Source organism: Pseudoalteromonas sp. 10-33, assembly GCF_001469195.1.
Lineage (GTDB): Bacteria > Pseudomonadota > Gammaproteobacteria > Enterobacterales > Alteromonadaceae > Pseudoalteromonas.
Genome location: NZ_LOFI01000005.1, coordinates 23,175 through 36,434, shown reverse-complemented (window position 1 = coordinate 36,434; position 13,260 = coordinate 23,175). Strand labels below are relative to the sequence as shown.

16 protein-coding genes are annotated in these 13,260 nt (G+C 40.6%); 8 read left to right on the top strand and 8 right to left on the bottom strand.

Annotated features, from left to right (window positions below):
• Positions 1-256: 256 nt before the first annotated feature.
• Positions 257-874, bottom strand: coding sequence for a transcriptional repressor LexA (gene lexA, locus ATS76_RS05570; RefSeq protein WP_006793773.1), 618 nt, complete (start codon positions 872-874; stop codon positions 257-259).
• A gap of 176 nt (positions 875-1,050) precedes the next feature.
• On the opposite strand from lexA, the gene ATS76_RS05565 reads away from it, so the two are divergent.
• Entirely contained in the window at positions 1,051-1,494 is a 444-nt protein-coding gene (locus ATS76_RS05565) for a PaaI family thioesterase (protein ID WP_006793772.1), read from the top strand.
• 1 nt (position 1,495) lies between these two features.
• On the opposite strand, the gene ATS76_RS05560 is transcribed toward ATS76_RS05565, so the two are convergent.
• Positions 1,496-1,876: a hypothetical protein gene (locus tag ATS76_RS05560; RefSeq protein ID WP_006793771.1), complete on the bottom strand. Its 381-nt coding sequence runs from the start codon at positions 1,874-1,876 to the stop codon at positions 1,496-1,498.
• A 246-nt stretch (positions 1,877-2,122) separates the two neighbouring features.
• Between ATS76_RS05560 and ATS76_RS05555 the strand changes: the two genes are divergently transcribed.
• From ATS76_RS05555 to ATS76_RS05540, 4 genes are all read left to right on the top strand, one after another.
• A complete protein-coding gene (locus tag ATS76_RS05555) occupies positions 2,123-2,821 on the top strand; it encodes a hypothetical protein (protein ID WP_058551369.1) in 699 nt (232 codons plus the stop codon).
• A gap of 62 nt (positions 2,822-2,883) precedes the next feature.
• Entirely contained in the window at positions 2,884-3,537 is a 654-nt protein-coding gene (locus tag ATS76_RS05550) for an endonuclease (RefSeq protein ID WP_058551430.1), read from the top strand.
• A 147-nt stretch (positions 3,538-3,684) separates the two neighbouring features.
• A complete protein-coding gene (locus tag ATS76_RS05545) occupies positions 3,685-5,301 on the top strand; it encodes a S41 family peptidase (RefSeq protein WP_058551368.1) in 1,617 nt (538 codons plus the stop codon).
• The gene (locus ATS76_RS05540) at positions 5,301-5,672 is read left to right on the top strand and encodes a hypothetical protein (RefSeq protein WP_058551367.1); all 372 of its coding nucleotides are present in this window, start codon (positions 5,301-5,303) and stop codon (positions 5,670-5,672) included. The genes ATS76_RS05545 and ATS76_RS05540 overlap by 1 nt, the downstream gene beginning before the upstream one ends.
• Before the next feature lie 60 nt (positions 5,673-5,732).
• Here ATS76_RS05540 and hmpA read toward each other — a convergent pair whose 3' ends face one another.
• From hmpA to ATS76_RS05525, 3 genes are read right to left on the bottom strand one after another with little or no spacing between them, the layout of a single operon-like run.
• Complete coding sequence (gene hmpA, locus ATS76_RS05535; RefSeq protein ID WP_058551366.1) at positions 5,733-6,914, bottom strand: NO-inducible flavohemoprotein; 1,182 nt, start codon at positions 6,912-6,914, stop codon at positions 5,733-5,735.
• A 20-nt stretch (positions 6,915-6,934) separates the two neighbouring features.
• Positions 6,935-8,167: an NnrS family protein gene (locus ATS76_RS05530; protein ID WP_058551365.1), complete on the bottom strand. Its 1,233-nt coding sequence runs from the start codon at positions 8,165-8,167 to the stop codon at positions 6,935-6,937.
• Complete coding sequence (locus tag ATS76_RS05525; RefSeq protein WP_058551429.1) at positions 8,167-8,436, bottom strand: hypothetical protein; 270 nt, start codon at positions 8,434-8,436, stop codon at positions 8,167-8,169. Before ATS76_RS05525 ends, ATS76_RS05530 begins: the two co-directional genes overlap by 1 nt.
• A gap of 160 nt (positions 8,437-8,596) precedes the next feature.
• Here ATS76_RS05525 and norR point away from each other — a divergent pair, with 160 nt between their 5' ends.
• Positions 8,597-10,153: a nitric oxide reductase transcriptional regulator NorR gene (norR, locus tag ATS76_RS05520; RefSeq protein WP_058403634.1), complete on the top strand. Its 1,557-nt coding sequence runs from the start codon at positions 8,597-8,599 to the stop codon at positions 10,151-10,153.
• Here the strand turns inward: norR and ATS76_RS05515 are convergent.
• Positions 10,146-11,045 carry a LysR family transcriptional regulator gene (locus tag ATS76_RS05515; protein ID WP_058551364.1) on the bottom strand — a complete coding sequence of 300 codons (900 nt, stop codon included), beginning with the start codon at positions 11,043-11,045 and terminating at the stop codon, positions 10,146-10,148. The two genes, norR and ATS76_RS05515, sit on opposite strands and share 8 nt — an antisense overlap.
• A gap of 119 nt (positions 11,046-11,164) precedes the next feature.
• Here ATS76_RS05515 and ATS76_RS05510 point away from each other — a divergent pair, with 119 nt between their 5' ends.
• Complete coding sequence (locus ATS76_RS05510; RefSeq protein WP_058403636.1) at positions 11,165-11,731, top strand: NADPH-dependent FMN reductase; 567 nt, start codon at positions 11,165-11,167, stop codon at positions 11,729-11,731.
• Positions 11,732-11,742: 11 nt separating this feature from the next.
• Here ATS76_RS05510 and ATS76_RS05505 read toward each other — a convergent pair whose 3' ends face one another.
• The gene (locus tag ATS76_RS05505; protein ID WP_058551363.1) at positions 11,743-12,189 is read right to left on the bottom strand and encodes a tellurite resistance TerB family protein; all 447 of its coding nucleotides are present in this window, start codon (positions 12,187-12,189) and stop codon (positions 11,743-11,745) included.
• A gap of 98 nt (positions 12,190-12,287) precedes the next feature.
• Here ATS76_RS05505 and ATS76_RS05500 point away from each other — a divergent pair, with 98 nt between their 5' ends.
• Positions 12,288-12,653 (top strand): hypothetical protein, encoded by a 366-nt coding sequence (locus ATS76_RS05500; protein ID WP_058551362.1) that lies wholly within the window; start codon positions 12,288-12,290, stop codon positions 12,651-12,653.
• 2 nt (positions 12,654-12,655) lie between these two features.
• Here ATS76_RS05500 and ATS76_RS05495 read toward each other — a convergent pair whose 3' ends face one another.
• Positions 12,656-13,249 carry a hypothetical protein gene (locus ATS76_RS05495; protein ID WP_058551361.1) on the bottom strand — a complete coding sequence of 198 codons (594 nt, stop codon included), beginning with the start codon at positions 13,247-13,249 and terminating at the stop codon, positions 12,656-12,658.
• Between the last annotated feature and the right edge of the window lie 11 nt (positions 13,250-13,260).

Here is a 13,260-nt window from a genome sequence, read left to right as displayed (position 1 = left end):
AAAGCGATGAGTATTGCCAGCGTCAGTTCATTAACAATTAGTTAATATTTAACCAGCATGCAAGTTTTTTGTATTAAAAACAAACAATAAATATGTAAAAAGTAGAGAGTTGATTTAGTTTAGCGTAGAAAAAAGTAGCTAAAATCGAGAGGTAGTAAGGGCTGAGAATGAAATAAGGAGTATGAATAAAAAAAACAAATTTAAAAAAATAAAAATGCGCACCAAAATAGTGCGCAATTTATAAAATATGGTAAAGCTACATCCAGTCTGCGTTACGAATAACACCCACTGCCAAGCCTTCAATGTTGAATGACTCAGTTTCGAGGTCGACCTTAATTGGTGCAAACTCGTCATTTTCGGCATGAAGTAATACCTGACGACCTGCCTTTTCAATACGTTTTACTGTTACATCGTCATCAACACGGGCAACCACAACTTGGCCATTTTCAGCCACTTGTGTTTTATGTACAGCAAGTAAGTCGCCATCCATAATGCCTATATCTTTCATACTCATACCATTTACGCGCAGTAAAAAGTCAGCAGCTGGTTTAAACATTAATGGATCAATTTTACAGTGGCTCTCAACATGCTCTTGCGCCAAAATGGGTGAACCCGCCGCAACTCGACCAATAAGCGGTAAACCTAATTGCTCCGGTTCCTCTTCTTCAACAAGTTGAATCCCTCGGCTTGCGCCTGGCTTCATTTTAATCACCCCTTTTTTGGCAAGGGCTTTTAAATGTTCTTCAGCGGCATTTGCACTTTTAAACCCTAACGTTTGTGCTATTTCAGCACGTGTAGGCGGCATACCAGTGTCTTTAATAAACACTTTAATTAATTCGAGTATTTGAGCTTGGCGTTTAGTTAATGGGCGCATACAACTGGTTTTCCATACAGTACATTTAACTGTGAGTATATACAGTTAAATAAAAATCGCAAATTTAAATTACCCGTTCAAATAGCCAAATTACTTCCTTACGTGTACATTTTAGGTGCTTTCTAAAATAGCCTATAAAAATAGTAACTTGCTTCATTAAATTTAAAGGAATCTATATGAGTATTTGGCATCAACCGATTACATTAGCACTGTGCAAACAATTGGACGAAGGCATTAATGGCCAAGGTACCCTAATGAAAACCATGGGAATAGAAATAACAGAGATAGGCGATGATTACTTAGTCGCAACTATGCCTGCAATCCCTGCACATCATAATCCTATTGGCATGGTTCATGGCGGCGCTAACGTTGTACTGGCAGAAACGGTAGCCAGCTATGCTGCTAATTTTGTTGTCGATTTCACAAAATTTTACTGTGTTGGGCAAGAAATAAGCGCAAGCCATTTAAAGGCTTCTCGTAATGGTACATTAACGGCAACAGCACGCGCATTTCATATTGGAAAGCGTAGTTCAGTATGGGAAATAAAAATCACAAATAGCCGTAACGAGCTGTGCTGCGTATCAAAAATGACCGCAGCCGTTGTTGAACGAAAAGCGTAGGTTACTTCTCGAGAGGGTAAATTGTTATTTCCATACCCGCGCCAATAGCAGATATACGAAGTAGTGTATCTGCATGTAAAGCTTGATTAAAACACTTTGGCGATGTGCCTGACTCAAACCCTATATCAAACGTTCTGCGTGAACAGCTTAACCATTGCTTTAATGCATTGCGTGAACACGATTCAATAAGCTCACAAATATGGTTTATTGCTTTGTCTGGTGATTTAACATCGCCAGCTACCTCAATACGCGCTAATTGACGGTATTCGTCTTTGTCATAATGTAAAATCGTTGCGACTTTTTTTAGGTCGGCCACCAGCACACTAATATCTTGTTTTGACTCAAGCTCTAGATCTACATTTAAAAATTGAATTTCCGACATTGTTTCGTATTTATCCTCTAATGGTTACCTTGCAAACTTTAACGCAGTTTTATCGTTATACCAAATCAACACCCTATAAATAGACACTTTATCAGTTAATACTCTTATTTTAGAGTGTTATTGCTACTTACTATTCGCGCTATTGTGCTGCAACTCAGTTTTAATGTACTAGTGCGACATTTTGTCGCACTCACCTTGCCTACCATTCGCGTAAAATGTTTATTAAAAATAATAAGATAAACACCTATGAAAAAAATATTTAAGCCAGCACGTAAACTTCATAAATGGTTAGGCTATTTATTAGGCCTACAAATTTTAGCTTGGTTGCTTGGCGGTTTAGTGATGAGCGCTATTCCGCTTGAAAAAGTACATGGAAAACACCTAGCAACACGCAATCTAGCCAACCCTTTTAAAAGCCATCATTACGTCGCATCAATTGATGATATTGTTTCGCAAGTCACTAATCCGACTAAAATAACCTTTGCGCATTTTTTATCTACCCCACTTATAACCGTAACCAGTAAAGACAACCAACAAAGCTTTAATGGCATCACTGGGCAACCATTTAAAGCACCTAACAAACAGCAAATAATTGCTAATGCGCACGCACATTTACTTATTGATGCTCAACCCGAAAGTACCGCATTATTAGCGGTAGGACCACGAGAAAGCGGTTATAAAAAAAATGTATGGCAAGTACAATTTAACGATACATTTAGCACCACCCTCTATTTGTCATCAGATACAGGCCAAGTGATTACTGTGCGCAGTACACTGTGGCGAATTTTCGACTTCTTTTGGATGCTTCATATTATGGATTACGATGAGCGTGAAAACTTTAATAATCCTTTATTAATTAGCTTTGCAGCAACCAGTGTACTTTTTTGTTTAAGTGGTTTTTTGCTGCTATTGCAAAATATAAGGATTAAACGCAGTTTTAAATAAGTGTATGTTTGCCTGTTAAGCCAGTAAACTAGGCGCTCCTGTAGTTCACGTATGTGATGGATATGACCCGATTGATTTTGGCCTTACTGGCTTGCTGTGTCTGTTTTTCGGTATCAAGTAAAGACTTTACTCGTTTCTCTACTGCTAAAAAGCACTTAATAAAAACACTACCGAACAATGCAAAAAGCCTGTATTGCGGTTGTGATATTAAAAAACAAGGTAAAAAACTAGTGCCAGATCCAACGGGTTGTGGCTATGTACCTCGTAATACGTTCACGCGCTCTGGCAAAATAAATCAGCGCGCTTTACGTATTGAATGGGAGCACATAGTGCCGGCATGGGAGTTTGGCCATCAACTACAATGTTGGCAAAACGGCGGGCGAAAAAATTGCCGTAAGGTCAGTGCTAAATTTAGGAAGATGGAAGCCGACATAAACAATTTAGCCCCCGCCATTGGCGAAATAAACGCTGACCGTTCTAATTACCGCTTTGGTATGCTGGGTGAGCCCGCGACCCAATATGGCCAATGTAATGTAAAAGTAAACTTTAAACAACGTGTTGTAGAGCCTCCGCTTTATGCCCGAAAACAAATTGCCGACGCCTATGCTTACATGCAAAAAACATATGATTTAAAAATTTCAAAACAGCAACAAAAACTCTTTAATGCCTGGCAAAAACAAGACCTAGCACTAAAAAACACGACCAATAAATTGTAATAGCGCCTACCCGCTAATAAAGAAATTCAAGCCCCTGCTTTGCAAATAAAAATGACACACTTATTTACATAAAGAAAAAGCTAAACGTTGAATAAATAATCAGGTGTTGTAGTATTTTAAACAACTTATTTACAGGAAGTACTTAGCATGTTTAAAAACAACACACTATCGCTTGCAATTATCAGCGCGCTCTCAGTTTTTGCTTTAACAGGTTGTGGTGGAGGCGGAGGTAGTAACAATACACCATCTCCTGTTACGCCACCAACAAGTAGCACACCGACATGGACTGCTGGTGTATTTGAACCTTCAGACGAACTTAAAAACTTTTGTGAAACACCACGCACAGGTAACGACCCGTTTAATAATAACCAACCATACCCTGACCAAGCTGGTTCAGCCTTATACGAAAAACTATGGCTTCGCTCATGGAGTGACGAAACCTACCTTTGGTATGATGAAATTGCCGATAACAACCCTGAATCGTTCGATACCGTGGCTGAGTATTTTGCTCAACTAAAAACTGAAGAACTAACCGATTCGGGTGCTAAAAAAGATAACTTTCATTTTTCAGAACCCTCTGAAGATTACTTCCAAGAAGCACAGTCGGGCGTCATTTCTGGCTATGGTATTAACTGGGCATTTATTGGTGATTCAGCCGATAGAATTTTACGTGTTGCTTACCTTGAAGATAACTCTCCAGCAAGCCAAATTGGCTTTCAACGAGGCGATACTGTACTTGAAGTTGATGGTGTGAGTATTAATACCAATACCCAAGCAGGCATAGACACTTTAAACGAAGGCTTATTTAGCCCAACCAACGGTGACTCACATACAATTGTTGTACGCAGTAACGACGGCACGGAAAAAACGTTTAATGTCACTGCAGGTAACATCGAGCAGACTCCAGTTCAAAATGTACAAACGATTGTAACAAGCAATAACACGCGCGTTGGGTATATGCAGTTTAATAGTCACATAGGTATTGCCCAAGAAGGACTCATTGATGCAGTAAATAAATTTAGAACCGATAACGTGGACGAACTCGTTATTGATTTTAGATACAACGGCGGTGGTTTATTAGCACTGTCTTCGCAGCTTGCATATATGGTGGCGGGGAGCGCGAATGTACAAAACCGTTTTTACTATCAAACGCAACAAAATGATAAGCAGCCTATTGATTCTCCATTCCCGTTTATTGACGAAGAAATAGACTACTCAACGTTTTTCAGTACTGGCGATAAATTACCTGATTTAAACTTATCTAAAGTGTATGTATTAAGTACATCAGGTACCTGTTCAGCCTCTGAAGCGTTTGTAAATGGCTTAAAAGGGATAGATGCAGAGGTGATACTGATTGGCGATACAACCTGTGGTAAACCATACGGATTTACGCCTACACACAACTGTGGAACAACCTACTACACCATTCAATTTAGTGGCGTTAACAGCAAAGGCTTTGGTGAATATGCCGCTGGCTTTACCCCTACACCAACGCCACAATTTAATGCCGATGTACAAGGGTGTGTTGTTAACGACGACTTTGATAATCAACTTGGTGATAGCAACGAAGCTTTACTATCTACGGCACTTTTTCATATAGATAATAACGGTGAGTGCCCAATCACAACAACAGTCGCTAATAGTAAAGTAGATGTACCAAGCTTTGCTACAACTAGCGAAAAACTGCAGCCTTTAAACGCACCAAATGATCTTACCCGCGGTAACATGGACCTAACATGGCCTACGTTGTCTAAGGAGCAATAATGGTAAAGTTATTGGCAATACTCACTGTATTAATTAGCCTAGGGGGGTGTAATAGTATGAGTAATGTCGTTGCAAAACCTGCGCTATTAACAGAGGTTAACCCGGGCGTTATTACTGTGCTACAACAGGCCATTATAAAAGCCAAAGGTGGCACGCTAGTTACACTTGCCGACACTGTGTTTACCAAACGTAGCGAGCTTTTACTAAGCCATGGAAATAGTAAAGACCCAAATGGCATGCCCATAATGGGCGCGCATAATATAAAGTCTGAAAAATTTGTTTTACAAATAATCGGCGAGCAGTGCGTGCTTTATTATCCTAAAAAAGATATGTCTATTGAGCTTAAAAACGTAAGTTGTAAAGCGCAATAAAATACTATTAAAAAGGCACACAGCATTAATACTGTGTGCCTTTATCATTTTTCACTTGGTTTATAAGTCTTGATGCGGACCAAACACTTCGTAATGAATATGCTCATTTTTAACGCCTAGTGCCAGTAACTGGCTTTTCACAAACGCCATAAACCCAGCGGGGCCACATAAGTAAAAATCGCTATTTGTAAGAGGTAACTGTGTTTTTATGGCTGTTAAATCCATTAACCCAGTAAAGTCAGCCCCATCACTGCTTTGATTAAACCACGTCATAGTTTGTAAACAGTTATAAACCGTACTTAATTCATTTAAATAGTGTGCAAACGAGTGCTGTTGAGTATTTTCGCACGCATGTAAATACAGAATGTCGTGATTAGGGTTATCGCTTAATAACGTTTCGAGCATAGCAAGCATTGGCGTTTGCCCAACACCTGCTGAAATAAGTACCGTCGGTTGAGTGCTATTGCGTAAAAAGAAATCACCTGCAGGCGGGTATAGTTCAACTATGTCACCTTGAGCTAGTGAGTGTAAATAATTAGACACCATGCCAGGCTTTGGCTGTAGCTCTTTTTTAACACTAATACGGTAGTTTTTACCGTTACTTTTTTGCGAAATAGAATACTGGCGAATTTCTTCATATTCAGCGCCCTCTGGCTTAACTTTAATACCTAAATATTGGCCAGGTTTATGGGTAATAACCGCTTCGCCATCAACCGGCGTAAGTGTAAAGCTTGTTACTAGCTCAGATTCAACTTGCTTGTTGGTTATTTCAAATTGGCGAGTACCGGCCCAACCACCCAGTGTGTTTTTACTGTGTTCATACAAAGCCGCTTCTTCGGTAATACAAATATCAGCAAGCAATGCGTAAGCTTCACGCCATGCGTATTCTACATCTGGCGTAAATTGATCAGGAATAAGCTCTTTTAAGGTGCCAATTAAATGAGCACCAACAATGGGGTAGTGCTCTGGTAAAATATTTAAACTGGTGTGTTTATGATTAATGCGCGCTAATGCCTCTTTTAACACCGCTAAGTTATCAATATTTTGGGCGTATGCCGCTAATGCGTTAAACAAAGCAAATTGCTGGCGGCCGGTGTTTTGATTCTCCATATTAAAAATATTTTTAAGCTCTGGGTTATGGCTAAACAAACGCTTATAAAAATGATCGGTAACAACCGTGCCGGCTTGCGCTAATAACGGAACGGTGCTTTTAACAATCTCAATAGTTTTATCAGATAACATAATGTGTTCCTGTAGGTAAACTAACCACAACGCCCATCAACACGACGCCGCGTTAATATAGGTGTGCAGTAAATTAAAAATAACAAAAAAGCCACTAACCACAGCAAAGCACTTACCTGCCAAGCAAAGTGTGGCCCAATAATTAAGGGGAGTATTGAGCGAGTAATAGCTGCCACCAGCACAAGAGCAAAAGCAACAGATATATAATTAGGGGTGCTAAGCGTACGCCCTGTATGACCAAGCGATACACGGGTCATCATAGCTAAAATCATCATCCCTATTGTGCCAATAGTGATAAGATGGAGCGCATCTTTGAAGGGTATTACGCTTGTGTAAAAGCTAAATGCAATCATCATCAAGCCAACACCTAAAGCAAGATAAGAAAAATGCAGAGACCATAATAAAGGCACTTTTAGCACTTTTGCGTTCCACCAAAACCCTGATCGAATTAAGTGAAGCGCAGCAACTATTGCAACAATTAATGCAGGGCTAATTGAGCTTAAAAATAACTTACTGATAAAAAATAAAGTAATTGCCAATATTGATAAATACAGCAGTGCTTTATCAATTTTAGGAGTGCGTGTTTGCTCGCTAAGCAATAAACCTTTAGCAGTAAAAAAGGGAAGCACCCTTCCTGCAACAATGCCTACCAGTAAGCTAATAACGAGTACAGCGGTGTCAACCACAGCCAAAGCAAGCTGCATGTTGTTATTTAAAACAAGTAATAAATAAAGTGTATTGAGGGAGCACAACACACTTAAAATAGCTAAAAACTGATAGTTATTTTTACTGCGTGCTTTTAACAGCATATTAGCCAGCGCAGCAATTGCACCTATCCACCATGCTAGCTGCAGCACAATAACAGCCAATAAATTAATATTGGCAAAATCTGGCAGCACAATAAAAAAAGCTAAACGAGCAATTACCCATATTAAAGTAAGTAGCATAAGTGCTTTGCCACTTATACTTCCAATGCCCGTCCATGTTTGTGCCGCCGTAAGTAAAAAACCTACAGCAACCACTCCTGCAAAGCCAAACAGCATTTCGTGCGCGTGCCAAAATGTAGCTGGTATGGTTAAGTGCCAACTAGCATGGCCTGATAAAATAAGTAACCAATACCCTATCGAGAAAAATGCCAGCAAACCGCCGGCTAAAAAGTAAGGTCTAAATGCAAGCAGCCATAACGGCCATTTAGTTACGTGATGGATAGCTATGTGCGCTGGCATTGGCTCGGTTAAATTTAGTGGGCGCATTAGCGTACTTCCTGCCCTAAACCATGTTGAGCAACACAACGCAGCACATAACTAACTTTTAAAATAGCTGCCACTACAATAGTGCTAATATGTGCTGATATTTGTACCTGCATCGAAAAGTACTCTGCATAGGAGTAGCTAATTAAAATACTTACAACTATACAAATAACGCTCAACCCTAATACGGCATTAGCAGTAAATAAAAGCGATTCAAAAAATGAGCCTAACTCAACATTGTTGCTTACATTATTTATTGTAAGTGTGTCCATAACTACCTCAGTAACCATTAACGTTACTTAGCTATTACACATACTGTGCCAATAAAATAAAGCATTACTATTCAGCAGGTTAAATATAACCACTTTACAAAATGAGTCTTTATGACCTACCCTATTTTAAATCATAAAAACACGTATAGGTCATTTTGACATGAACCAGCAATTCAACCTCACCCAAGTAGCTTTAGAGCTTGCCCAAAGCACCCTGCACGAGCACAGCTTTGACCAATTACTGGCAACGGTTGAGCGTGTAATACCTAGCGATGCCAGTGCATTACTTGTGGTGCAGGGCGAGCAACTTAAACCCTTAGCCATTAAAGGCCTGATGCCCGACAGCCTTGGCAGGCGTTTTAAAATAGCAGAGCACCCTCGCCTTAAGGCTATTTGTAGTGCTAGCCACGCATTACAATTTGCACACGACTGCCCACTGCCCGACCCATACGACGGCCTACTGCTGGCTAAAACAGGCGATATTCCTGTGCATGCCTGTTTAGGCTTACCCCTTTACGATAAAAATGCACTACTTGGCGTACTCACGTTTGATAGCCTTAATGCAAATGCCTTTAGCAGTATCAGCACAGATACGCTAAGCACCTTACAAACGCTGTGTAGTGCACATTTTAAAACGGCTCTAGAGCTTGCCCATTACAAACAACATGCGCAGCATTCAAGTGCACTTGTGCAAGAGTTAACACGTGATGCACTTACTCGCGATGGCGGTGAAATAATTGGCCAAAGCCCAGTAATAAAAACGCTTAAAAATGAAATAAAACTAGTTGCTGCCTCTAACTTTAGTGTATTGGTTTTAGGAGAGACAGGCGTAGGAAAAGAGTTAGTAGCGCGTAATATTCACTTAAATTCTGCACGTAAAGATCAGCCTCTCATTCACTTAAATTGTGCCTCACTTCCCGAAAATCTTGCAGAGAGTGAATTTTTTGGCCATGCCAAAGGCGCTTTTACTGGCGCACAAAATGCCCGCCAAGGTAAGTTTCAGCTAGCTGATGGCGGCACATTATTTTTAGACGAAATTGGCGAGCTGCCATTGGCTATGCAAAGTAAATTGCTGCGCGTACTGCAAAGTGGTGAAATTCAAACCGTTGGTGAAGACATACCAAAATACGTAGATGTTCGAGTAGTCGCTGCCACTAATCGTGATTTAAAACATGAGGTAGCACAAGGTCGCTTTAGAGCCGATTTATATCACCGGCTAAGTGTTTACCCTATTACCGTGCCGCCACTTAATAAACGTGAGCACGACATAACCCTACTTGCTGGTTATTTTATTGAGCAAACAGCCCGTAAATTAGGTATTAAACAATTAAAGCTAAGCACTGAAGCGCAAGCATTGCTTAACCAATACAGTTGGCCTGGTAATGTACGCGAGCTTGAACATGTTATTAGCCGCAGCGCATTAAAGGCTAAGCAAAGCCAATGGCAAAACCCTATAGTTACGATTACAAGCGAGCACTGCGATTTAACCCCACAGCTAAGTAATACAGTGCAAGTTAACACGCAAAACACCATTCACACTGCCTGTAATCAGCCATTAAAGCAGGCCGTTGAATCTTTACAATTTACAGTTATAACCGAGCAACTAAAGCAGCATAATTATAACTGGGCAGCAACTGCAAGAGTGCTGGAACTCGACAGAGCAAACCTTGTACGCCTTGCTAAGCGTTTAGGTATTGAGGTTAAAAAAACTATTTAAGAGTTTGAGGCTTATTAAAATGCGCTTTTAATAATCCTGCAAAAGCTTGTACTTTCGCGGTGCGATGCACTAAATGATGGGTCACTAACCACACATCCGTTGGCCAACTTAGTTCACCATGTAAAACAGGAATCAAATCGCTATATTGCGCTGCTACATCATGCTGTAAACCACCAATCCCTAAGCCTTTAATAATAGCGCGTGTAGCCTCGGCGGTTTCTGATACACGTAATTTGATTTGCGATGCAGGAATGTTTTCGTCTGCCCAAGCAAAATAAGGCACCCGCGCATTATATCCCGCCACTCCGGATACAAAATTATGCTGCGATAAATCACTTAACGATTTGGGCATACCATGCTTGGCAATGTAGCGTTTATTGGCGTATAAACCGGATGTTAGCTTTGCTAGATGCTGAGCAATGTAGTCACCTTCATCAGGTTTAGGCCCTGCACGAAGCGCAATATGTGCTTGCCCGTGATCGAGGCGCAAGCGTTTTTGCTCCAAAATAACTTCAAGCTGTACTTGTGGGTGTAATGCCTGAAATTGTTCACATACATCGCCCATTACATCAATAAACCCACTCACCGTAGTAAGTAATAAACTTCCGCGTAAAGTACTATCGGCAGCGGCAATATCGTTATGTAGCTGTTCGAGCGAGGTATCTATAGTTTGCGCTGTAGCAAATAATTTAGCGCCTATTTCAGTTACCTTGTAACCACGAGCATGGCGATGAAACAAGCGGGTATCTAGGTTTTTTTCAAGGCTGTTAATTCGTCTTAACACTGTGCTGTGGTGTACATTTAGTGCCTCTGCCGCAGCGGTAAGCGTGCCAAGCCGAGCCACTTCAAAGGCTACTTTTACGTCTTGCCAGTCGTCAAATTTTATTGCCATGCGCCCTGCCTTAAACTTATGTGCGTATACGCACATAAGTGTTGCGTTTATTTGGGTTTTCTACAAGTAAAAGTTTGCTACATTAGGTATGTAACTTAAAACATAAAAAGGCCAAATCCATGTCAGCACCAAAAATTATCGCTCTTGCGGGCAGCTTACGAAAAGAAAGCTTTAATCAAAAACTTATTAATGAAGCAGCACGTTTTGCTTTGCAAACCGGTGCTGAAGTAGAAGTTATTCAGTTAAACGAATTAGATATTCCACTATTTAACGAGGACATTGAAGCGCAAGGCACACCAGTCGACGCCCAGCTTTTAAAAGACAAACTCCGCTCTGCAGATGGTATTTTATTGGCAAGCCCAGAGTATAACGGCTCGATCACTGCGCCATTAAAAAACGCCATCGATTGGGCGTCACGTACAGAGCAAGGTGCAGTACCGGCATTTCGTAATAAAGTAGTGGCATTATTTGCTACTTCACCGGGTGGATTGGGCGGTTTACGCGGTTTAAATCACGTACGTGATATTTTAAGCGGCATTGGTTCGTTAGTGCTTGCCGACCAACTTGCTGTACCCTCTGCGTTTTCTGTTTTTGGCGATAATGGCCAAATTAGCGACCCAGAAGTAGCCGATAAAGTATCTTCACTTGCTCATCAATTAGTCAGTGTTGCAAGCAAATTAAAGTAACCTTATACGCTTTACTTTTGCTTTGTCGCCGCTATTTTTGCGGCGATAAAATCAACATGCGTTACATATAATAGACCCGCTATTTTACGTATTACGTACTCTTCTTGTGGGTCTATTTCACCGTCTGCATAGGCTAAACGCCACAGCAATTCTATTATTTCGATGCGCTCGGCTGCACTGCAATGTTCATTAATCTGCTTTGAAAACTGAAAGTAATCAATTGCACTATCTAAACTGCTTGCTGCATTGGTGGTGAGCTCTTCAACCTCAGAATCTGTTAAATTAAAATATTTTTTTAAGGTTACAGTCAGGGTGTGTTGTTCATTATGGTCGAGCTTAGTATCGGCACGCATGACTTCAATTAGCAACGCTGCTAACGCCGTCTTTAAATCGTGCGGCTCTATACTCGGCGCTTGATCATCGAATGCTGCAAAAAGCTGTTTTATTTGTTTGAACATCACATTATCTCTTTTTGGGTGTTAGACTTAACGTACATAAACCGAACTTATATGAGTATTTAATGGGTATTAAGTTCGCAAATTAAAGGATACATTTTATGAAAGGGTTATTTTCACCACGCTTTATTATTAGTAGCGCACTGGTGGGCCTTTCGAGTATAGGCACTGCGCAAGCCGACACCATCGAAAAAGAAAAATCATACGACTTTGATAATAAAGTGCATTACTACCAAACCAAAATTGACGACAGCAATTACAAACTAGAAATACAATCAGACGACTATAAGCATTTTGCCAATCAAAGTATGTTTTTACTTCGCCATGCAGAGAGGTTGTGCCGTGGTAATACCTTTATGTTAAAAATGCTTGAAGGCGTGCAAGAATACGAACGTTTTCCTACTAAGCCACGTGCCTATCAACCACCTTTAACGGTTTTATTGCAATGCGAAGAGCCCGAACAATAAGCTTACTCTTCGTATCCCCATGGTGCAGCGGGTGGCGTAATAGATTTGGTTAAATCAAAATCCACTTTAAATTCGCGCCCTTGACGAATTAAACGGTAAGTAAATACCTCAGGGTAAATATACATTTGCCATGTATTCCCTGCCGATTGCGCAATACCTTGTGCTACAAATAATTCTTTAGAATATTGATCAGCAGGAAACGACTGCATTTGTGCATAACCCGCATCAAGTGTATGACCGCCATACATGGTTGAAGCATCGTCAGTACCATCTTCATGGCGATGGTCGTGTTTTAAGCTCAAACCACTGCCTGTTTTTGTAATGATCCAGGTACGTGATGCATCATCACCCACATGAAATGGTACTTGCAGCTCGCTATCAGTACATTTGCGTACATGCATGATTAGTTTTTTATTATCAAATGAGCTTGGGCCCTTTGCGTTATCTATGCTTACTTTGCCCTCAAACGCTTTACCACAGTGCGCTGCAATATTATTAAAAAACGCATCATGCGTCGGTATAGATACCAAAGGCGCAGGGCGCGCAATAGCTGCCGATGAGGCAAGTAATAACGCTGCTGCCGTTAATGATTTCATAAAGTACTCTT

Bases quoted from the DNA above. Each gene is read 5' to 3' on its own strand.
- ATS76_RS05500 (WP_058551362.1), top strand. From the start codon at position 12,288: ATGAAAGGGTTATTTTCACCACGCTTTATTATTAGTAGCGCACTGGTG.
- ATS76_RS05560 (WP_006793771.1), bottom strand. From the start codon at position 1,876: ATGTCGGAAATTCAATTTTTAAATGTAGATCTAGAGCTTGAGTCAAAA.
- ATS76_RS05495 (WP_058551361.1), bottom strand. From the start codon at position 13,249: ATGAAATCATTAACGGCAGCAGCGTTATTACTTGCCTCATCGGCAGCT.
- ATS76_RS05515 (WP_058551364.1), bottom strand. From the start codon at position 11,045: ATGGCAATAAAATTTGACGACTGGCAAGACGTAAAAGTAGCCTTTGAA.
- norR (WP_058403634.1), top strand. From the start codon at position 8,597: ATGAACCAGCAATTCAACCTCACCCAAGTAGCTTTAGAGCTTGCCCAA.
- ATS76_RS05510 (WP_058403636.1), top strand. From the start codon at position 11,165: ATGTCAGCACCAAAAATTATCGCTCTTGCGGGCAGCTTACGAAAAGAA.
- ATS76_RS05525 (WP_058551429.1), bottom strand. From the start codon at position 8,436: ATGGACACACTTACAATAAATAATGTAAGCAACAATGTTGAGTTAGGC.
- ATS76_RS05565 (WP_006793772.1), top strand. From the start codon at position 1,051: ATGAGTATTTGGCATCAACCGATTACATTAGCACTGTGCAAACAATTG.
- ATS76_RS05550 (WP_058551430.1), top strand. From the start codon at position 2,884: ATGACCCGATTGATTTTGGCCTTACTGGCTTGCTGTGTCTGTTTTTCG.
- ATS76_RS05530 (WP_058551365.1), bottom strand. From the start codon at position 8,167: ATGCGCCCACTAAATTTAACCGAGCCAATGCCAGCGCACATAGCTATC.
- hmpA (WP_058551366.1), bottom strand. From the start codon at position 6,914: ATGTTATCTGATAAAACTATTGAGATTGTTAAAAGCACCGTTCCGTTA.
- ATS76_RS05505 (WP_058551363.1), bottom strand. From the start codon at position 12,189: ATGTTCAAACAAATAAAACAGCTTTTTGCAGCATTCGATGATCAAGCG.
- lexA (WP_006793773.1), bottom strand. From the start codon at position 874: ATGCGCCCATTAACTAAACGCCAAGCTCAAATACTCGAATTAATTAAA.
- ATS76_RS05555 (WP_058551369.1), top strand. From the start codon at position 2,123: ATGAAAAAAATATTTAAGCCAGCACGTAAACTTCATAAATGGTTAGGC.
- ATS76_RS05540 (WP_058551367.1), top strand. From the start codon at position 5,301: ATGGTAAAGTTATTGGCAATACTCACTGTATTAATTAGCCTAGGGGGG.
- ATS76_RS05545 (WP_058551368.1), top strand. From the start codon at position 3,685: ATGTTTAAAAACAACACACTATCGCTTGCAATTATCAGCGCGCTCTCA.